The sequence below is a fragment of the Euhalothece natronophila Z-M001 genome (genome assembly GCF_007904085.1).
Classification (GTDB): Bacteria; Cyanobacteriota; Cyanobacteriia; order Cyanobacteriales; family Rubidibacteraceae; genus Halothece; species Halothece natronophila.
Genome location: NZ_CP042326.1, coordinates 3,270,828 through 3,291,260 on the forward strand (window position 1 = coordinate 3,270,828; position 20,433 = coordinate 3,291,260).

Annotated in this window: 21 protein-coding genes; 14 read left to right on the top strand and 7 right to left on the bottom strand. The window is 41.1% G+C overall.

Features of this window, described 5'->3' with window-relative positions:
- Positions 1–49: 49 nt before the first annotated feature.
- Both arsS and FRE64_RS16155 read left to right on the top strand, forming a co-directional pair.
- The gene (gene arsS / locus FRE64_RS16150) at positions 50–1,060 is read left to right on the top strand and encodes an arsenosugar biosynthesis radical SAM (seleno)protein ArsS (RefSeq protein ID WP_222597836.1); all 1,011 of its coding nucleotides are present in this window, start codon (positions 50–52) and stop codon (positions 1,058–1,060) included.
- A 19-nt stretch (positions 1,061–1,079) separates the two neighbouring features.
- Entirely contained in the window at positions 1,080–1,784 is a 705-nt protein-coding gene (locus tag FRE64_RS16155) for a TVP38/TMEM64 family protein (protein WP_146297171.1), read from the top strand.
- A gap of 255 nt (positions 1,785–2,039) precedes the next feature.
- Here the strand turns inward: FRE64_RS16155 and FRE64_RS16160 are convergent, their stop codons facing one another.
- Complete coding sequence (locus FRE64_RS16160) at positions 2,040–3,008, bottom strand: Gfo/Idh/MocA family protein (protein WP_146297172.1); 969 nt, start codon at positions 3,006–3,008, stop codon at positions 2,040–2,042.
- 84 nt (positions 3,009–3,092) lie between these two features.
- Here FRE64_RS16160 and FRE64_RS16165 point away from each other — a divergent pair, with 84 nt between their 5' ends.
- The 6 genes from FRE64_RS16165 to mreC all read left to right on the top strand — a co-directional run bounded on the left by FRE64_RS16165 (position 3,093) and on the right by mreC (position 9,118).
- Complete coding sequence (locus tag FRE64_RS16165; RefSeq protein ID WP_146297173.1) at positions 3,093–3,533, top strand: SufE family protein; 441 nt, start codon at positions 3,093–3,095, stop codon at positions 3,531–3,533.
- A gap of 85 nt (positions 3,534–3,618) precedes the next feature.
- Complete coding sequence (locus FRE64_RS16170; protein ID WP_146297174.1) at positions 3,619–4,830, top strand: mechanosensitive ion channel family protein; 1,212 nt, start codon at positions 3,619–3,621, stop codon at positions 4,828–4,830.
- Positions 4,831–4,856: 26 nt separating this feature from the next.
- A complete protein-coding gene (locus FRE64_RS16175) occupies positions 4,857–6,020 on the top strand; it encodes a mechanosensitive ion channel family protein (protein ID WP_146297175.1) in 1,164 nt (387 codons plus the stop codon).
- A 30-nt stretch (positions 6,021–6,050) separates the two neighbouring features.
- Positions 6,051–7,190 carry a mechanosensitive ion channel family protein gene (locus tag FRE64_RS16180; protein ID WP_146297176.1) on the top strand — a complete coding sequence of 380 codons (1,140 nt, stop codon included), beginning with the start codon at positions 6,051–6,053 and terminating at the stop codon, positions 7,188–7,190.
- A 12-nt stretch (positions 7,191–7,202) separates the two neighbouring features.
- Entirely contained in the window at positions 7,203–8,321 is a 1,119-nt protein-coding gene (locus tag FRE64_RS16185; protein WP_146297177.1) for a mechanosensitive ion channel family protein, read from the top strand.
- Between the two features lie 53 nt (positions 8,322–8,374).
- Entirely contained in the window at positions 8,375–9,118 is a 744-nt protein-coding gene (gene mreC / locus FRE64_RS16190; protein ID WP_146297178.1) for a rod shape-determining protein MreC, read from the top strand.
- Between the two features lie 23 nt (positions 9,119–9,141).
- Here the strand turns inward: mreC and FRE64_RS16195 are convergent, their stop codons facing one another.
- Positions 9,142–9,990: an ABC transporter ATP-binding protein gene (locus FRE64_RS16195; RefSeq protein ID WP_246140350.1), complete on the bottom strand. Its 849-nt coding sequence runs from the start codon at positions 9,988–9,990 to the stop codon at positions 9,142–9,144.
- On the opposite strand from FRE64_RS16195, the gene FRE64_RS16200 reads away from it, so the two are divergent.
- On the top strand, positions 9,989–10,930 hold the full coding sequence (locus FRE64_RS16200; protein WP_146297179.1) for an alpha/beta fold hydrolase: 942 nt from the start codon (positions 9,989–9,991) through the stop codon (positions 10,928–10,930). The genes FRE64_RS16195 and FRE64_RS16200 overlap by 2 nt on opposite strands.
- Here the strand turns inward: FRE64_RS16200 and FRE64_RS16205 are convergent.
- Both FRE64_RS16205 and FRE64_RS16210 read right to left on the bottom strand, forming a co-directional pair.
- Positions 10,871–11,398: a DUF4330 domain-containing protein gene (locus FRE64_RS16205; protein ID WP_146297180.1), complete on the bottom strand. Its 528-nt coding sequence runs from the start codon at positions 11,396–11,398 to the stop codon at positions 10,871–10,873. The two genes, FRE64_RS16200 and FRE64_RS16205, sit on opposite strands and share 60 nt — an antisense overlap.
- Before the next feature lie 36 nt (positions 11,399–11,434).
- On the bottom strand, positions 11,435–12,196 hold the full coding sequence (locus tag FRE64_RS16210; protein WP_146297181.1) for a hypothetical protein: 762 nt from the start codon (positions 12,194–12,196) through the stop codon (positions 11,435–11,437).
- 90 nt (positions 12,197–12,286) lie between these two features.
- Between FRE64_RS16210 and FRE64_RS16215 the strand changes: the two genes are divergently transcribed.
- The 5 genes from FRE64_RS16215 to FRE64_RS16235 all read left to right on the top strand — a co-directional run bounded on the left by FRE64_RS16215 (position 12,287) and on the right by FRE64_RS16235 (position 16,450).
- Positions 12,287–12,703 (top strand): BlaI/MecI/CopY family transcriptional regulator, encoded by a 417-nt coding sequence (locus FRE64_RS16215; protein ID WP_146297182.1) that lies wholly within the window; start codon positions 12,287–12,289, stop codon positions 12,701–12,703.
- Positions 12,703–13,548 carry a M56 family metallopeptidase gene (locus FRE64_RS16220; RefSeq protein ID WP_146297183.1) on the top strand — a complete coding sequence of 282 codons (846 nt, stop codon included), beginning with the start codon at positions 12,703–12,705 and terminating at the stop codon, positions 13,546–13,548. The genes FRE64_RS16215 and FRE64_RS16220 overlap by 1 nt, the downstream gene beginning before the upstream one ends.
- A 257-nt stretch (positions 13,549–13,805) precedes the next feature.
- Positions 13,806–14,561: a class I SAM-dependent methyltransferase gene (locus FRE64_RS16225; RefSeq protein WP_146297184.1), complete on the top strand. Its 756-nt coding sequence runs from the start codon at positions 13,806–13,808 to the stop codon at positions 14,559–14,561.
- A 391-nt stretch (positions 14,562–14,952) separates the two neighbouring features.
- On the top strand, positions 14,953–15,486 hold the full coding sequence (locus tag FRE64_RS16230; RefSeq protein WP_146297185.1) for a peroxiredoxin family protein: 534 nt from the start codon (positions 14,953–14,955) through the stop codon (positions 15,484–15,486).
- Positions 15,487–15,586: 100 nt separating this feature from the next.
- A complete protein-coding gene (locus FRE64_RS16235; protein WP_146297186.1) occupies positions 15,587–16,450 on the top strand; it encodes a lipid kinase in 864 nt (287 codons plus the stop codon).
- 228 nt (positions 16,451–16,678) lie between these two features.
- Here the strand turns inward: FRE64_RS16235 and gltX are convergent, their stop codons facing one another.
- The 3 genes from gltX to FRE64_RS16250 are packed head-to-tail and all read right to left on the bottom strand — an operon-like array spanning position 16,679 to position 20,422.
- Positions 16,679–18,127, bottom strand: a complete 1,449-nt coding sequence (gene gltX, locus FRE64_RS16240) for a glutamate--tRNA ligase (RefSeq protein WP_146297187.1) — start codon at positions 18,125–18,127, stop codon at positions 16,679–16,681.
- Positions 18,128–18,174: 47 nt separating this feature from the next.
- Complete coding sequence (locus FRE64_RS16245; protein ID WP_146297188.1) at positions 18,175–19,557, bottom strand: AtzE family amidohydrolase; 1,383 nt, start codon at positions 19,555–19,557, stop codon at positions 18,175–18,177.
- Between the two features lie 55 nt (positions 19,558–19,612).
- The gene (locus FRE64_RS16250; protein WP_146297189.1) at positions 19,613–20,422 is read right to left on the bottom strand and encodes an OmpA family protein; all 810 of its coding nucleotides are present in this window, start codon (positions 20,420–20,422) and stop codon (positions 19,613–19,615) included.
- Positions 20,423–20,433 lie beyond the last annotated feature (11 nt).

Here is a 20,433-nt window from a genome sequence, read left to right on the forward strand (position 1 = left end):
TTGGTTATTCGTTATTGTATAAAAAGTCATTAATAACAAGGAGAAACCATTGATTTCTACTCATACCAACCATAAAGCTAACTTGACTCCCTTTGCTGAAAAACTTAATTCTCCCCTAACTAAACAGCAAATTAAAGTTCTACAAATTAATTTAGGGCGAAAATGTAACCTTGCTTGCACCCATTGTCATGTGGAAGCTAGCCCTAAGCGTACCGAAGAACTTTCCCCCGAAATTTGTGAACAAATTATTCAGTTGATCCGCCGTTTTCCTCAAATTGAAACCGTTGACTTAACAGGTGGTGCGCCAGAAATGAACTATGGTTTTCGTCCCATTGTCGAAGCCGCAAGAGAACAAAATAAAGAAGTTATTGTTCGTTCTAACTTAACCGTTTACTTTGAACCAAATTTCAAAGACATTCCCGAATATTGCGCTAAACATAAAACTCGAATTGTGGCTTCTCTTCCTTGCTATTTAGAAGATAATGTCGATAAACAAAGAGGGGCTGGGGTTTATAATGATTCTATTCAAGCCCTCCAATGGTTAAATCAATTAGGATATGGTCACGACCCAAACTTAATCCTAGATTTAGTTTATAATCCACCTGTTCCCATTACTGAAGAGCAATTTACATTACCTCCTCAACAGGAAAAACTAGAAAAGGATTATCAAGTTTATCTTCAAGAACATTTTGGCATTCAATTTAATAATCTGTTCACCATTACTAACCTTCCCATTGGTCGCATTAAAGACTTTTTACATCGTTATCAGCTACATCAGTCTTATCTCAAGTTTTTGGAAGATAACTATAATCCAGCAACGGTTTCTAATGTTATGTGTCGGGATGAATTATCCGTTGATTATTTAGGCAATATTTATGACTGCGACTTTAATCAAATGGAAAATGTCCCTGCAAAAACAGCAGAAGGTGAAAATATAACTGTTCAAAAATTATTAGAATTTGACAACTTAGATGTCATCAAAACTATTCAAACTCGCCCCTATTGCTATGGCTGCACCGCTGGAAGTGGCTCTAGTTGTGGCGGTGCATTACTGAGTTAAACCAAATCGGACAGAGCCCATGAATAATACACTAAAATATACAGGAATTGCCGTGATTGTTACCACTTTAATTGTTTCCACTCAGTTCATTGATTTTCAAGGACTACTCACTAATACCTTGCAATGGATTGATGATTTAGGACCATTGGCTGCTATTGTTTTTATAGCTATTTATATGATAGCAACGGTGTTATTTTTCCCCGCTTCTATTTTAACCTTGGGGGCGGGAGTTGTCTTTGGCGTTGTTCTTGGTTCAATTTATGTTTTTATTGCTGCTAGTATTGGTGCAAGTTTAGCCTTTTTAGTGGGAAGATATGTTGCTCGCGGTTGGGTAGAAAAACAAATTGAGGGAAATCCTCGATTTAAATCTATTGACCAAGCAGTTGCAGAAGAGGGGATGAAAATTGTCTTACTAACTCGTTTATCTCCTGTGTTCCCTTTTAATCTTTTAAATTATGCCTATGGGCTAACAAAAGTTTCTTTCAAAGATTATGTTTTAGGGACTTTGGGCATTTTACCAGGAACCATTATGTTTGTTTATGTTGGTTCTCTCGCAGGGAATTTAGCAACAATTGGCGCAGAAGAGGTAGAAACTCCAGGTGGTGTTGAATGGGCAATTCGTATTATTGGTCTTTTAGCAACAGTGGGGGTTACTATTTATGTGACAAAAATTGCTAGAAAAGCCCTTAATCAAAGAATTGAACCTGAAGCCTCTGCAGAATGAAGAAAAGTTCCCAAAAATCATGATTTGAGCAGGAGGAGATCACCTGCTCTTTATCGTAAAATCACGGGTTCAAAACCCCGCCATTTATGGCGTTCTGTGTTAAGATGTAAGTGTCTGCGGTTGGAGCGACCGTGACCAAACAGCCCTGTAACGGCGGTCTGTCGGGGATTTAACTCTTAGAGTTAAATCTAGATAAGAGTCTACAAGGGAATCTTCTCGCCTTTAGGCAGAAGAGGCTCAAATTTGCTAGCAATGCTATTGGAGAGCAATAATTTTTCCAGTATCAGCAGCAATTCTGGCAGCATTGGCAACTCTTGTGGCATAGTAACTTGATTCAACGTTCATATAAAGAGGAGTTCCTGTGGTGAGATAGTCTAAAACATAGCCTGTATCTTTAGCGAATAAACCGCGACGACTTCCCACCTCAATTGGGGTTTCTTCACCGCCTCGAACTAACTTGCCATCATTGCCATCAAAAATTAAAGTTCCCTTGTCGCCATGAATTTCAAACAGGCGATTGGGTTGGGAAAATACTTCTCCCTTACCATAAATGACATCAGCAACTAAACCTGATTGAAATCGTAACTGGGCATTATTGAGACAAGCCCGATATTGATCTCGGTTTTCTCTCTCCCAGTAACGGGTGTAACAGCTAACAGCATTGACACTACCAAATAAATCAGTAAAGCGATGAAAACGGGATAAAGCGGCACTAAAGGGAAAACCAAATAATTGCTTATTGTAGCTCCACTTATCAGGGGCAGGGTTTTGTGGGTTAATGGTACTATAACGAGCATAGAAACTTTCCCCAATGGCTGGTAGCCACTCCCGAATCGCGTTATGTAACCCCCCTAATAGTTCAATGTGTTCCACATGAAGCAGTTTATTTTTGTGTTTTGCCAGTTTGATGTTATGTTGGGCTTGCTCTGGGCTTAAGGCAAGGGGATATTCCACAACTACGTGCTTGTCAGCTTCTAGGGCGGCTTGGGCTAAAGAGCCATGTTCCGCATTAATGTTGCAAATTACCACTAAATCAATGTCAGGATTTTCGATTAGCGCTTGTGGGGAGTCCACCCCTTGTAGGGAGTAATCTTTGCAAAAAGCTCTCAGGTTCTCGGAATTATGTCCGCAAACAGCCATTACTTGAGCGCGATCGTCTTCTATGAAGGCTTCGGCGCGTTTTTTTGCAGCAAATCCAGTGCCAATAATACCAATACGAATCATGGATAGTTTTAATTGTCTCCCAAGTGGGGGTTAATTACAGCTTGTTAAGATAATAAGGGAATTGGTGTTAATTGAGAAATAATAATGTCTTCCAGTGCATCCTCTTTACCTCAGAGACTAGACAAAATTGTACAACGTTTTAAGCGTCGCAGCGATCCCAAACAGAAGTATCAGCAGTTGCTTTGGTATGCGAAAAAATTGGAGGCGATGCCAGAAGAGGCAAAAATTCCTGAGAATAAAGTATCAGGTTGTGTCTCCCAAGTGTATATTACAGCGAGCTTGGAAAATGGGAAAGTCAAGTTTTTAGGAGATTCTGATGCCCAATTAGTAAAGGGCTTAGTGGCTTTCTTGATTGATGGATTAAATGATTTACCGCCCGAAGAGATTGTTGAGGTTTCCCCTGATTTTATTGAAGAGACGGGCTTAAAAGTTAGTCTGACTCCCTCGCGGGCAAATGGATTTTATAATATCTTCCAAACCATGAAAAAGAAAGCTTTAGGGTTTCAAATGGCACAACAAAATTAATATTAGAGGGCTAAATTCAAAATAGGTGGTGCTGAATTAAGGTTTTTCAGCTACAATGTCCTCGACTTAGTTGCCAAATAAGTTGATGAGAATTGTGTTCAGCACTACTAATTATTGCTATAACCTTTGTTTGTTTACGAATATCTTTCTAGAAACTGATTCTTCTTCTCTAGATGCAGCGGAATCGATGCTGGAGTTGCTAGAACAGGTTAATCGCCTTACTTCTGGAAAGTCTTTTACGATTAGCCCTCTCTCCCTTTTATTAGGGGGATTTATCCTTCTTACTATTTTACTGGTTTTTCTGTTGCCAAGGCTAATTCGCTTTTTAGTGACTCGGTTTTTACCTTTGGAGTTAAGAGAAGCCTACCAACAGATTTTTGTCCCCTATCAACGCTGGATTGTTTTATCCTTCTTTCTCTCGATTGGGGATATTATTATATTATTAATCCCTGATAAACCGATTTGGCTTTATATTAGTGAGTTTTTCTTAGGAGCCGCGATCGCGTTTAATACTTGTTTTCTCGCCTTTGCCCTTTTTAATAAGTTTTTTGGCGGCTATCTTCTTGATTTGGCGCTGAGAGGTCAACGTAACGCCAACAGTGAGTTATTAGCCTTCATTAAATTTGTTGCTAATACCCTAATTATTCTCATTGTAATCTTTATTTTTGCCGAAATTCACGATCTGGGGCTAACAGGGTTAATTGCCAGTATTAGTGTCGGTGGTGTTGCCATTGCCTTTGCTTCCCAAAAAGTTGTCGAGCAAATTTTATGGACGATTTTAATTTATCTAGATCGTCCTTTTGTGGTTGATGATTATATTCACCTCCAAGATGGCACATTTGGTCGCGTGGAGGCGATTGGTTGGCGTTCGAGTAAAATTCGTCTTTCTGGGAAAGGCACGCTCATGGTAATTCCCAATAGTATGCTCACGCAAATGTCAATTGAGAATTTGTCGGGCGCACAGAAAATTATCAGTCTCCTCAATATCTTCTTTCAGCGAGATATTCCTGAGCAAGAAAAAGCCTTGGTTCGTCAAATTATCCTCGATAGTACCAAGGATATTTATGGCATTGATCACCGATTAACGGAAGTCAACTTTCGGAATAATGATCAATCCGGAAAAGTACAGGCTCAGGTAACCTTCTTTGTTCTAGGTTCAGGCTCCACAGCACTTGAAATTCGGACACAACTGTTAGATGCCGCCCGACGTAACATTAGCAAACGCCTGAAAGATTATGGCATTGGTTTCGAGATTAGCGAAAAACCCATCAATGTCGATTCACCTATGAATATTTAGTCCACGTTTATTCCTAATTGCCAGTAATGAACCTACTTGCGTTTAATCCTTTACAATTTCTTCCTGAAATTCCGAATCCGATCGAGTTAATTCAAGATAACCAAACCTTTCTAATTGAACTGGGAATTCGCTTACTGGCGGTAATTGGGGGGATTATCCTTGCTGTATTAATCAGTCGGGTGATTCCCCCAATTCTGCTCTGGTTTACCGCGCGATCGCTGTCCAAAGAAAAATACGAAGAATATAAAGCCTTTAGTGAGCCTTTCCGAAAAGATTTAGTCAGGGCGCTCACCATTATTTTCATTAACTTTAGCCTGACTTGGCTCGAAACTTATGATCAGGTTTATCCGCTAATTAATTTTGTTGCCGACTTTGCGGTGATGGCGAGTACCGCTTGGTTAATCTCGAAAGTGGCGAAACAAATCCTCCGTGTTTATGGAATTACTGTCATCAAACGGGTTAGTCAGGAAGTTAATGATCTGATTCTAATTTTAGAAAATACCCTCAATGTCATCATTGGTTTTCTGGCGGTTCTCATTTTCGCGCAAACTAAAGATTTTAATCTTATTGCTCTGTTAACAGGATTAGGAATTGGGGGCATCGCGATCGCGTTTGCCGCCCAAGAAGCCCTATCCCAAATTCTTGCCACAATTGTCATTTACTTAGATCGCCCCTATCTACCAGGGGAGTACGTTCGTATTAACTTTGTCGCTCCTCAAGAAGATGTTTATGGGCGCATTGAGTCAGTTGGGTTACGTTCTACTAAACTTCGTATTTCTGCCACCAATACCTTATTGATTGTCCCGAATTCACTCATGGTAACCAAAGACATCGAAAATATTTCACGGGGAACCAAAGTTATGGTTCTGTTTTATCTAGATTTTTCAAAAATCTTAGAAGACTCAGAACGGGCGTTAGTGGATAAAGTGGTTCAAGAAAGTGTGAATAAAGAACTATTTGGCTTAGATCCAGGGAGTACCCAAATTTTTCTCTTTGAACCAGAAGACAAACCGGGGACGCGGGCACGTATTAGTTTGTTTGTAATGGGTTCTAACGAAGAGTCAATGATTATTCGCAAGCGTTTAGTTGAAATTGCCAATCAGTCCATTAGTGAGCAATTACAAGCTCAGGGATTAAAGTTTGAATTTGCCGAACCAACCATCTATGTCGATTCACCTGTCACCCTTTAAACCCTGCTTACCATCACTTGAGAAAACACAATGGATATATTAGAAACTTTGCAACAAACCTTGGGGCTTGATCTTGATATTCGAGGGGAATTGCTAGAGTTTGCCACTCGACTAGGATGGTTTGTTGGTTTAACCCTTCTTGCTTGGCTCATTGCGGGCATTTTACCCTTTTGTCTTCAATGGAGTGTTAATCGCTTTCTCCCCAAGTTTTTAAGAGAACCTTATGAGCGTATTGTGAAACCTTTGCGTCTTTTAATCGTTCGTAGTGGTTTTTTAGCCATCACTGCTTACAATATTAACTTCTTTGAACCTTACTCAGGATTATATGAGTTTCTTCGACTCATCGTTTACCTACCCTTAACCGTTATCGTGGCAGTGTTATTGTCTCGCTTAGTCCGACAAACGGTGAGACTTTATGGGGTGAAGATACTCCAAAACTTTAATCGCAATATGGACGACTTTCTATTGATTGGAGAAAGTATCGCCAATGTGATGATCGGATTTTTTGCCGTTATTTTCTTTGCTCAAAGTCAGAATATTAATCTTCTAAGTCTTCTCACTGGAGTCAGTATTGGCGGTGTTGCAGTTGCTTTTGCTGCCAAAGAAATTTTATCTCAAGTGGTAGGAACCGTGCTCCTTTATCTAGATCGTCCTTTTGTTCCCGGAGAATACATCCGAGCTAATTTTAATTTTATGGATGAAGATATTTATGGACGGGTCGAAGCAATTGGCATTCGTTCTACTAAAATCCGACTTGTTGCAAAAAATACCCTACTCATTGCTCCAAATTCTTTAATGGCAAGGATGGATGTGGAAAATGTTTCACGTGGGAAAAAGGTAATGGTTTTATTTTACCTCGATTTTCTGCATACTTTGAATGAAAGGGAAAAGGCACTTGTTTATCAAGTGATTGAAGATAGCCTCAATAAAGAACTCTCTGATGTAGATTCTAGCAGCACGCAAGTTGCTTTATTTCAAAAAGAAGACCAACAAACAACCCGAGTTCGCATCAGTTTATTTGTCAAAGGGTCAAGTGAAAAGTCAATTGTCATTCGTAAACGCTTAATTGAACTGGCTAATGAATCTTTGAAAAAGCGATTACAAGCAGAAAATTTGCAATTTGAATTTACTGAGCCAACGATTTATATTGATGAGCCAATGACACTTTAATTTAGGAGAAAAATGAATATTTCTGAATTTCTTACTAACTTTCAAGAGGTATTTCAAGATTTTTTGTTTAACCATCTTGCTTGGTTTATATTTTGGACAATCTTGGCTTTAATTGGCGCACGAATATTACCTGCTCTTCTGAATTGGAGTATTAATAAAATTTTTCCCAATTCTATTACTGATGAATATAATCGTATTATTTCTCCGTTACAAAAAAATATTGTCCGTACCACACTGATTATTTTTATTGCTATTAATATTAATGTCTTTCGTCCTTATCCCGCGTTATTTAATTTTTTACAATTCTTTACTTATTTAGCAGTAACGATTAATGTTGCTTGGTTGTTGTGTCAAGTCGTCCGACAAGTCAGCAAACTTTATGGGACAAAACTCATTAAAAGCCTCAGTCGCCAAGGAGATGATTTACTCCTCATTCTTGAAACATTAACAAATGTTGTGATTATTTTTTTTGCGATTATTTTCTTTGCTCAAAGTCAGAACTTAAATTTAGCGAGTCTTCTCACTGGGGTTGGAATTGGGGGGCTTGCCATCGCCTTTGCGGCTCAAGAAGTGTTATCCCAAATTGTGGGTACAGTTATCCTTTACCTAGATCGACCTTACGTTCCAGGGGAATATGTGAGAGCAAACTTTAATCCAGCAGCAGAGGATATTTATGGACGGGTAGAATCCATCGGCATTCGTTCGAGCAAAATTCGACTGGCGGCAACCAATACCCTATTAATTGTTCCTAACTCTCTCATGGCGCGGACAGATGTGGAAAATATCTCTCGCGGCAATAAAGTTATGGGGTTATTATTCTTAAATTTCAACAAAGTTTTAGCGCAAAGTGAACGAGCGTTAGTGGATAAGGTACTTAATGAAAGTCTGGGTGATTTATTTGGTGTAGAACCGGGAAGCATCAGGATTGCCATGTTTGAGCCAGAAAATCAATTCGGAACTCGGGCGCGTTTGAGCTTTTTCCTCTTGAGTTCGAGTAGTAGCGCATTAAATATCCGCAAGCAGTTAGTCGCAATTGCGAATCAAGAAATTACCCAACGCTTAGGAGAAAATCAATTAGAATTTTCTATGGAAGAGCCAATGCTCTATGTCAATTCTCCTGTTACCAAGTAGGGGGAAGCATCTATTCATTCGTTAAACTTAGAGTAATGCGCTGTTAGGAGGCTATGTTTTCAGTTCGTCGGTGGTGGAGTCACTATGGTTCACAAATTGTTATGGTCGGGTTGCTTTTAGGGGTGGCTGGAGTTATTCAACAAACTCAAGCGACTCCAATTTATGAGTTGTATTACTGGTTACAACGACCTTTTGAAGGAGTACAAACACGGCGGAATAATGAGTTGACTAACGCAAGAGTGAGAGAGTTAGAGCAGCAGGTTGGAGAGTTAGAACGACAAAATCAACAGTTAAAAGAGCAACTTGGCTATGTATCGAATCAATCAGAAGACTTGAAAACTGCCCCTATTATTGGTCGTAGCCCTGACCATTGGTGGCAACAAATTACCATTGGTATCGGTAGTAATGAGGGCGTAGAAGAAGGGGATATTGTTACCGGCTTAGGTGGGTTGGTGGGAAGAGTAGAACGAGTAACGCCTAATTCTAGTTTGGTGAGATTAGTGAGTAATCCTAATAGTCGCGTGGGGGTTATTATTAGTCGCAGTCGCGATATGGGATTTATTCGGGCAGAGGGCGATCGCGAAGTTGTCATGCAATTCTTTCAAAAGCTCCCAGACGTAGAGGTCGGAGACTCGGTGCTTACCTCCCCAGCTAGTCGTTTATTTCCCCCCGGAATTGCGGTGGGAGAGGTAATTGATATTGATCTTGATCATAGTCCAGCCCCCGAAGCAACCATTCGTTTAAATGTTCCTCTCGAAGATCTCGAATGGGTGTTTGTTCGACCCCATAATCAGTAATTAAAGACAAACCCCCCAGCTAATTAATCACCGTTGCCTAATGTTAATGCCTTTTTATCATATTTAGTCTGAGAGGACCGAACTTTTTTAGACTTTTGTAAATTTTTTAATGGCTGACGCGATTGGTTTTCCCACTTGTGCCAGCATTGATTTAATTGTAGAGTTTGCATACTTTCTAGTAACCCCTGGCGAACAATAGGCTTGGTTTCAACACTAAATAAGAGGCTAAAGTATTCGTTCACTTGTTTCAACTGATCAGCGTGTAAATTACCACGGATAGCAAGTTGCGTTAACTCTCGGATTGCTATTAATCGTTTGAGGGGATTCTCAGCAGTTAAGTCTCCTAACATTTGCGAGAAAGGATGAGGAGAAGGAGACGTTGTAAATAATTTAGACGATTGGAAAGCTAATAAGATAGTGAGGAGAACTCCCTGCGCGATCGCGCCACTAGCTAACCAAGGATTATTTAATTCTTGCCAAAGATTCACTCCCCAATAAGTACCTATCCCAGCAATTCCACTACCAATAACGGCAATTAAGAGACGGCGTTGGGGCAGATTAATCTGCTGTTGCCATTTTTGCCAATAAAGTGACCAGCGATCAATCGGAAATCGAGATAATAAAACTAAAACCCCAATCCCGGCAAGAGTTGCAAACAAGAGTTGCCAATTCCAAATCAGCATTACCGTAATAAGGCAACCTCCCCATAGCCATCGTGAAGACAGCATAGAGGTTTGCCGAGAATTGCGTTGGCGACGCATGGGAGAGACTTTCCGTTTACTGCGTCGAGAGGGCTGCTTACTAGAATCACCCAACAGTATCCGCAAGAATACTTTAGGCTGGAAGTGTAGTTGATGGATAATTTGCACCATGCTAGAACCCATTGGAGTAAAACGAGACTCAATTGTAACTTCTCTTGGAAGAATGGTTTATTATTGCCCAAGTGAGTATCCTTGGACAGATGAAACCACTGGCGAAAATAAACCTACCCTAGTATTTTTACATGGTTTTGGTGGCGGCTCATCCGCTTATGAATGGTCAAAAGTTTATCCCGCCTTTGCCAGTGACTATCGAGTGATTGCCCCTGACTTAGTTGGCTGGGGACGTTCTGAACATCCACCCCGAAATTACCAGATTGAAGATTACCTTACCATAATCAGAGAATTTTTGGAGGCAACTTGTTCTGAACCTGTCACGGTGATTGCCTCATCTTTAACTGCTGCCTTCACGATTCGTGTCGCGATCGCGCATCCAGAGTTATTTAAGTCGCTAATTTTAACCACTCCTGCCGGATTATCAGATTTTGGCGAAGACTACAGCCGAACCTTTATCGCCAGATTAGTCAGCCTTCCCTTCCTTGATAACCTTTTATATCGTGGGGGCGTTGCAACTAGTGAGGGGATTCGTAGCTTCTTAGAAAACCGTCAATTTGCCCAGCCGAATCGGATTTACCCTGAAATTATTGAAGCCTACCTAGAGTCAGCGCAACAGGAGAACGCAGAATACGCCGCCTTATCCTTTGTTCGGGGAGATTTATCCTTTGACTTATCCCTTTACTTACCTCAGTTAACCATCCCCACCGCAATGATTTGGGGACGAAAAACCCAGTTTACCTCCCCCGAATTAGGACAACGGCTTGCCAACCTCAATCCCACAGCCGTTCAAAATATAGTAATTTTAGAAGATGTGGGACTAACACCACAATTAGAACTACCGGGAGTCACTATTGGCTTAATTCAACGTTTCCTGAAATCAATCGGGAAGACGAACATCCACGACACTACCTCGGAAGTTATAACTGAATCCCTCTAATTCAACAGTTGTCCCAATTTTAACGCTATTACTGCCCACAACGACGCCGTTATTAGTCACTCTTGCATCCCCAGCAAGAGTAATTAACCAATCAGTTTTATACTCTTCTTCCAGACGGGGATCCGCCTCAGCAATTACTGAACCATCTGGCTGAGGAGCGACCACCGTTCTCGGGATACGTTCAAAGGATTTTACTTCCACTTCGCCATGGGGTTGGTTACGAATAATTAACTGTGTGCTTCCTTCCTCCTCAAGTTCTTCTTCTAGAGTTTCAGGATGACTCATTCTCAACCCCTGTACCAAAACATCCATTTCCACATTGCTGGATCCTGTCCCTTGGGCAACTGAACCGGAAGTTCCCGGAAAAAAGAAAATCCCAATAATTACCATGAGAATGACGACGGCAGCACCCAAGTCAATAATACTAATCGTGTTAAACAGCCGTCCTTTTGAGTCAATAAATTTCATAAGCTAAAGGCGTTATTCGTCTAGCGCAAGTAAGAATCACAATAAATTGTAGCGTTGTAATAACATTTCTAACACTTGTGGCAGGGTTTGTTTTAAATCCCGTTCTCCTTCAAACAGGAGTTGTTGTGGATGAGGCAAATCAAAAGGATAACGCCCTTCCCAACGTTCCATCTGCGTTAGTAAGATTTCTTCCCGCCGTTTACATTGCAGCGCATACCCTAATTCTAAACTAACAGTGGGACTAGGAAGTAACATGGCTTTCTCATCCCCCGGAATTTGAGCCAAGGCAGTGCCATCAGCAATAAACACTAAACTTTTCTGAATTTGCCGTAATTGCCGATTGCTAAGGCGTAAGGGATCATCTTTTGGACGGGCGGAGTATTCGATACTAAGCGGAATCCGCGCTCTACGATTAAAATCATTAATGACTTCTTCTAATGCTTCTTGCAACGCTTCATAGGCAAGGCCATATTCCTTCTGATAAGAGAAATAAATAATGGGGTCTAACCAAGCATTAATATCCTGTTTAATGAAATAAATCTCTTGGGAAATGAGATCAATGTTGGCAATGTAATAGCCACCACTTCCTTCCACATAAAATTCCACTGTCTCTCCCTCTAGATAGCGTTGAAACCATTGCGCCTGTTCCACACTCTCTTTTTCATCTAAAAAATCGGCTCTTAACCCTGACTTTAATAAGCTATTTTTACTCAGGCGTAGATCGTGAGGACGTTTCAATACCTCCCGAATTGGCTCGTATTCTTCTAAATACCATGCTCTAACTGCAATAATCGCCATACAATTGCCCCAATTACGACACGGATTAAGTATAATAGCAGTTTACCTATGATACGATCGCGCTAGTTATTTCCTAAGCAACCGCCCATTATGACTCCTCTACCCAATGAACGCCCGAAAAAACTCACTTTGGGGCCCTTAGAAGAAGAAATATTAGAAATCGTTTGGGAATTAGGCTCTGCAAGCGTTAAAGCCATTCATGAAAGGATTTTAAGGGATCCTGACCGAGAACTCGCCTATACCTCTGTAACAAAAGTTTTACAACGCTTGACAAAGAAGGGGTGGTTAACCTGTGATAAAAGCAATCGGGTTTACTATTGGCAACCCACTCTCTCGAAAGAAGAAGCAAAAGCCCTCAGAGCTTATGAACAATTAAATCAGTTTTTAGCGGTTAGTGACCCTGATTTAGTGGCTTCCTTTGCCGATAGCTTAGATGTTACTAGCCTAGAACAGCTTGACGCGATCGCGCAACGGTTAAAAACCCTACGCCAAGAGGAGGAATCATAATGCACACAGTCATGATTTTAATGGCTCTGAGTAGTGCTTTACTCATCCGTTGGCTTTGGCAACCTCAACCCACTAGCTATCCCCAACGCTGGCAAAAGAGTCTCTTTTATTTTCTTTTTCCCCCACTGTTACTTTTAATGACAGCTATGGCAGTTTTAGGAATGGGCATCCAAGGGCAAATGTTTGGCATGGAAACAGGCTGGATTAGTTATGGGCTAAGTGCGTTATTCCTACTGATTGCCAGTGTTACCCTTCTTTGGCAATTTTATCAGCAAGCGCGATCGCGCCTCAAACTCCAATCTTACCCCGTCACCACCCTTTCAGGAACAACCGCCAAACTTCTCCCCATCTCACTTCCCTACAGCGCCCAAGTCGGGGGATGGCATTCTCAACTTGTCATCAGTGAAGGCTTATTAACCGCCCTTGATGACGATCATCTGCAAGCAGTCATCGCCCATGAAAAAGCCCATTATTACTACCGAGACACCTTTTGGTTTTTATGGTTAGGTTGGGTTTATCGAAGCACGGCTTGGCTTCCTAATAGTCGTCTCTTATGGGAAGAATTGCTGTCACTGCGAGAACTTCGTGCCGACTGGAAAGCCACAGAAACCGTTGATCCTCTGTTATTGGCTGAATCATTAATTACCGTCGCCCAATTTAGCCTGAGTAATCCGAAAGTAGATCATGCTGCCTTAAGTTGTACTGCCACCCAAAGCCGTCTTGAAGAAAGGATTGAAGCCTTAATCAATCAAGAAGACGTTTTCACCCCTCCCTTGTTTCCTTTGGGGAGTTCACTTCTGTGGAGTTTAACCCCCTTAGCCACCATGCCTTGGCATCAATGTTAAGACTTGCTATCGCTAACGAAATTTGTTCTAATAGTGTTTAGACATAAGGGAAGCCCAAAATATTCTCCTCAAGAGGAGATAAAAAATTTTTTCATTTTTTTGAGGGTTTCAGGTCGGGGGTTAATTCCTAATTCGGGCGACCAAACATCTAGCTTGCGCAATTTTAAAAGCAACCTCAACCACCCAGTCCATAGAATTTGCCACAAGGACGCTTAATCAGGTATGGTTGCGATGTTTAGTAATTAAGTGGGATAACTATGAGTCAAGAATCTGGTGTTAAAACCGACGAAAAGAAACAGCATTTTGATGATATCTACATGGAATCCACACCGGTTCCATTTAAAGAGCGTATTATTGATGCTTTAGACTATATTTCCGACAATAACAACCGCCAAACCTTTGATCGCCTAATCCTTCCTTGGTGTGAAAAGCAACAGGGGAAACCCATTCCTTATGTTGACTTATGTTGCTGTTTTGGGAATACCACCCTCGCGATCGCGCATAATATGACCGTAGAGGAAATTCGGGAAAACTGGAAAGATGCCGCAACCGCAAATACCCCTCTCAAACCGCGTCGGCTAAACCTACAAACCACTGGCATTGATATTTCCCAAAATGCTCTAGACTACACCAAAAAAGCAGGAATTTTCGATCAAACCATCCAGGCCGACTTAAATCAGCCCCCTGCTGATAAAAAAGAACAAGTCTTAAAAACTATGACAGATGCAGACATTCTCGTTTCTACTGCATCCCTAGTATATCTTGAAGAAAGCGCCATTAAAGAACTCATTGCCGCCTTTGCCAACTCCCCTCGGGAAGGCTACTGTCTGGTTAACTTCCTCAACCCATTTGGCTTAGAAAAAGCGGATGCCACCAAACGCATCTTACTCGAACATCTTAGCTTTGTGGGCAGTACCGCCACCCGTCACCGTCGGATGTCTGCCCTTGAACAAGAAAACTATCCCGGTGAGGAATGGTCACTCCTCGAAATTTGGGTTTTAAAGCGTAATTAATACCATTTCTAAAAAGTCAAGTGACACTCAATCAGCCTTCGCCCCCCTTTATTAAGAAGGGGGGTTGGGGGGATAACTCGTTAACAATACAGACCAAATACAATTTAAATAGGCTTTGCTAGTAAAAATAATCTATAATAATGACTCAATCGAATCCCCTAAAGAAATGGCTTAATCTAAGTTGGGATCGACCGGAACGATCATATAATCCTAATGTTAGAGACTTTTTAGCTGTACTCGATCAAATCGACAATGCAGTTTATAAGATGTTTGGCTTAAGTGATGAGGATAAATCAACGATCACAGACCTAATCTGAAACTACTTTCAATGATCCTTAGAGAAAGTTCGCCATTACAATAGAAATATGCCGAATTTTTCTAATAAGTAACCATGTTAACCTCCACTGATTTTAGCGGTTTATTCAATAAGCGTTTTTTAAACAACTTCTTTCCGATTCCAGCCAGTAGTCCCCTGATTGTAGGCTTAAAAACCCCTAATTTTGAGCTACCTGATGTTGCCAACGATCAGCAAATTAAATTAAACGACTATCGCGAACAAAAACCTGTCATTTTAGCTTTTACTCGCATTTTTACTGAAAAACAATATTGTCCCCTTTGTTATCCTCATATTGTGGAATTAAACAAACGCTACGAAGAATTTACGGAAAAAGGCATCGAATTATTAATGATAACTAGCACCGATGTCAGTCAAAGTAAACAAGTAGTGAGCGATTTAAGTCTTAAATTTCCCCTCCTGAGTAACCCCACTTGTAGCGTGTTTAAAAAATATGGTGTTGGTCAGGCTTTAGGTGCGCCCCTACCTGCTCAATTTGTGTTAGATCAAGAAGGGATTTTACGTTACAAACATCTCTTTTCTTTTCTCTCCCCTAATGCGAGTATAGAAGAATTATTATCAAGATTTTAAGAATTAATCTACCACTAAAAAATTCCTATGGCTGTATGCCATTGTGCCGAAAACCCGATCTAAATCCAAACTATCTCTAATTTGAAATGAGTTTCAGTCTATGGCTTCCGCCTTATTACTAATTAATCTTCATTCTCGTCAAGGAAAGCAAAATTTTCACCGCATACAGTCTTATTTAGAAGAATTAGGAATTCAATTACTAACCAAAAGCAGTGAACATCCGCAACAGATTCCACAATTAATTCATCATCACCATAAAGAAGTTGATTTTGTGATTATTGGCGGTGGCGACGGAACATTCAATAGCGCGATCACGCCTCTTTTAGAAACTCAGCTTCCCTTAGGAATTATTCCCCTTGGCACTGCCAATGATTTAGCACGCACTTTAGACATTCCCTTTAACTTACAAAAAGCCTGTGAAATTATTGCTCAGGGAAAAAAACAAATGATTGATGTGGGCAAAGTCAACGATCAATACTTTTTTAATGTTGCTAGCATTGGTTTAAGTGTCGCCATTACCAACCAACTAACAAAAAACGTTAAACGTCGCTGGGGAGTCCTTGCTTATGCAGTCACTGCTTGCAAAGTTCTCTTAAGATCACGTCCTTTTTCTGCAAAAATTCATCATCAAGGAAAAGTTATTAAAGTAAAAACTGTACAAATTGCTATTGGTAACGGTCGCTTTTATGGCGGTGGAATGACAATTACCCACGATGCAGAAATTCATGATCAACGATTAGATTTATACAGTTTAGAAACTAAACATTGGTGGGAAATCATTAATTTACTCCCTAGTTTTTGGCTAGGACGTTATCCTCAAAATAAAGTTCGCCTCTTAGAAGGAAAAGAATTTTTAATTGAAACCAGAAAGCCTCATTCTATTAACACTGATGGTGAAATTATTACCAAAACTCCTGCTAAATTTGAAGTGATCACTCAGGGATTAAATGTATTTACGCCTTAAGTCCTTTTGATACAAAAATATCTGTACAAGCTATTATATCGAATGAGTAACGCTAGAGGAGAAGAAACTGCCGAAAGTGATCTAGAACTAGATTGATAGATATGGAGAATGAAACTAGTGCAGGGAGGATTTCCTGAAATCTTGAAGCAATTCCATCCTCAAGTTAATTTCGATGAGGATGCCAATTGAGATCCTCCCTCCCACAATTCATAAACACAGTGATGATCACTAAGAGGAATAATTTAGGGCTTGTTCTAACCGACGCTGATCAACGCCTTTTTGATTTAATAATAGCCATGATTGCATTAAGTCATGTCCTTTTACTTCTCCTGTTAAGGCAGCGCGTAAAGATCGCATCACTAAACCTTTTTTCACCCCTTGTTCCTTGGTGACAGTTTTAATTAACGCTTTTGCTTTGTCTTCGCTGAGTTGAGGATCTTGCTTCAACGCCTCAGCAATAGCTTGAATAACAGGCTTAACGCCCTCTTGCTGTAGTTGCGATCGCGCTTCTTCGTTAAATTCTACAGTATCTTGGAAGAAGACTTGGGTTTGTTCTACCGCTTCGGTGAGACGAGTTAAACTAGGAGCAATGAGCGCAGTAACTTGTTCTAACCAAGCACGATTATTTTCTAAGTCAACCTTATAGCCAGCACCCTCCCAGAAAGGAACAAGCATTTCTAAGAGTCGTGTTGTTTCCATATTATGGATATACTGGCTATTAATCCAATCCAGTTTTGACCAGTCAAATTTCGCAGCGGATTTACTAACCCGATCTAAGCTAAAGGTTTTTGCGGCTTCATCTAGGGTAAATAACTCTTGTGTGGAGTCAGGAGGAGTCCAACCCAGTAGCGTCATATAATTTGCCATCGCTTCGGGAACAAAGCCCATTTTATAAAAATCAGAAATGGCAGTAACATTATCCCGTTTGGAGAGTTTTTGTCCTTGTTCATTTAAGATTAAAGGAGTATGGGCAAACTCAGGAATTGTTCCCCCGAGGGCTTCGTAAAGGAGAATTTGTTTAGCCGTATTAGCAATATGATCTTCACCGCGAATCACATGGCTAATATCCATGTCCATATCATCAACGACTACCGCAAGGTTATATAGGGGTTGTCCTAAGTCTTCACGACTACTTGCCCGTGCGATGACCATATCCCCGCCAAGGTCGCTTCCTTTCCAGGTTAGCATTCCCCGAATGTGATCTTTCCAGAAGATTTCGCGATTATCGTCAATTTTAAAGCGAATCACTGGCTTTCTTCCTTCTGCTTCAAACGCTTTTTCTTGTTCTGGGGTGAGATTACGGTGGCGGTTGTCGTAGCGGGGAGCTTGATTACGGGCTTTTTGTGATTCTCGGAGTTGATTTAATTCTTCTTCTGTGGTATAGCAACGGTAAGCATAGCCTTTGTCGAGGAGAGTTTGGACGGCTTGCTTGTAGAGGTGCATCCGTTCCGTTTGAAAATAGGGGCCTTCATCCCAGTTTAGTCCGAGCCAACTGAGTCCATCTTTGATATTCTGGGTATATTCAGGGCGCGATCGCGCTTGGTCAGTATCTTCCACTCGGATAATAAAAGTTCCATTATGATGGCGAGCAAAAAGCCAATTAAACACCGCAGTACGAGCGGTTCCAATATGTAAATTTCCCGTGGGACTCGGTGCAATTCGCACTCTGACTGTCACAGTGTTTTCCTCGTTCTTGAATCCGTTTCTATTTAATTCTCATCTTATCACTGATTAATCACGCCTTCTTTCTCTAAAACCTTCGCCAACCTTAATAATAAGGCTTCATTATAGGGAGAGGTAATAATTTGGACTCCTAAAGGTAAATTAGCTATCCCATAAATGGGAACGGATAACACAGGTAAGCCAACAAAAGAAATAGGCTGGGTAAATCGTCCTAAATGAGGGCGCACTTCCACCGTTTCCCCTGCGATGGTAATGGTTTTTTCTCCCGACTTGGGCGCAACACAAGGAGTTGTCGGTGCAAGGATAATATCAAACTGTTGAAACAATCGCCGTAACTGCTGGCGGTACCAACTGCGAAATTTTTGGGCTTGATGATACCATTGACTTGGCATTAAAGCCCCTGCAAAAAACCGATCGCGCGTTGCTGGATCAAAGTCTTGGGGACGAGATTTTAAGGCAGCTAAATGTTGGGAAGCCCCTTCTGTTGCAGTAATTAAATAAGCAGCAGCTTTCGCCCGATCAGACTCTGGAATCGTCACTCGTTTTGAGGTGTTTAAAATATCAGCAATTTTTTCCACAGCCCTAAGTGCTTCGGGTTCCGCCCCTTGTGCAAAATAACCATCAGCAATAGCAACTCGTACATCTTGAATCCCTAGATTTAACTGCGGAAGACAAGGTTCGGGGGGATGACGGGTAGAAACTGGATCGGTGATATCCTCCCCTTGTAGTAAATCCATAACCGTGGCTAAATCTCGCACCGATCGCGCAAAAATCCCAATTTGATCCAGACTATCACTTAATAACACTGTTCCCGCCCGCGAGAGTCGCCCATAGGTGGGTTTTAGCCCATACACGCCACATAACGCTGCTGGAACCCGCACAGAGCCATTAGTATCTGATCCTAATGCTAAAGGGGTTAACCCTGAAGCCACCGCCGCTGCAGAAGCCCCAGAAGAGCCTCCAGCGGTGCGAGAGGGATCATGAGGATTGGGGGTTACCCCATAGTGAGAGTTTTCTGTAACAAAGCCATAGGCGTATTCATCCATATTTAATGCGCCCACTAAAACGCCCCCAGCTTGCTTTAAACGCGCGATCGCGGTTGCATCTTTTTTCGCCGGTGGATTATCAGCATTAATTTTTGCCCCAGCTAGGGTGGTAATACCAGCAATATCAAATAAATTTTTTGCAGCAAAAGGGACTCCTGTTAAAATTCCCAACGGATTGCCTTGCTCAATATGTCTGTCAATGGCTTGTGCTTCGGTTTGAGCAGACTGCCGAGTAATAGTAGTAAAACAATTCCGAGAGGGATTTTCTTGTTCAATGCGATCCAAGGTAGCTTGGACGATCTCAGTTGCTGTAGTTTGATGATGACGAATTGCCTGCGCGATCGCGACTGCATCTAAACCTTTCCAATCTCCATCCATAGGGGAATCCCCCAACTGCTTCACTTGCTTGCCTGACTATACCATCATTTTTCTTTTAGCGGTCATTATTATTAATTTCCTGATTCCAGGCACTAGACTGTAACAAACGCATTTCAATGCGACGGCGACGCTCATCATCAGTGGTTTCGGTGGAAGTATCCAAGGTATAATCAGGATTTAACATTTGACCCGCCGAATAGGGAAGGAAATATTCAATTTCTTCTAAAGCCCCATCTTCCTGTGCTTGTTTAAGATAACTTACAATAGATAAAGCTCGCATCATTCCTAAATCAAGATTACTTCCCGGCACTAAAGTTTCATGTTCTTCTTGTCCAAACGCTGCAATTAATTCATCATCTAAATTTGAGCGTCCACTTCCAACGGGTAAATTATCCGTGTGACCAATTATTTCTATCGTGTCGCAATTGCAACGCTCACTTTCTTCTTCTAACATAGGAATAATCTCGTCATCGAGAGCCTCTTGAAAAGAGTCAGAAATCTCGGCTGAACCCACAGGAAACCGATAAGTTTGTTCCCGTTCAGATAAGACAATTAAAGGGGGCGCTTCTGGTGTTTGCTCAATTACCGCTTGGGCTTCTTCTAGTTCTTCTTCCAAATCAGCAAATTCCTCAAGTTCGTCTTCTAATTCTGTAATTCTTTCTTCGGCTGCTGCTAATTCTTCTTCTGTACTTAAGAGTTGATCAGCTTTTTCTTCTGCATCAGCTAACTCCTCTTCTAATTCTGGCACTTGACTTGCCACGCGCTCGGTTTGCAATAAATCAAGGCGTACCAGAACAAAAAAGATAACAAAAATAAAAGCAAGAAAAGAAAAAATTTCGGAGTATTTTAAAGTTTTCGGATTCATAATCAGATAAC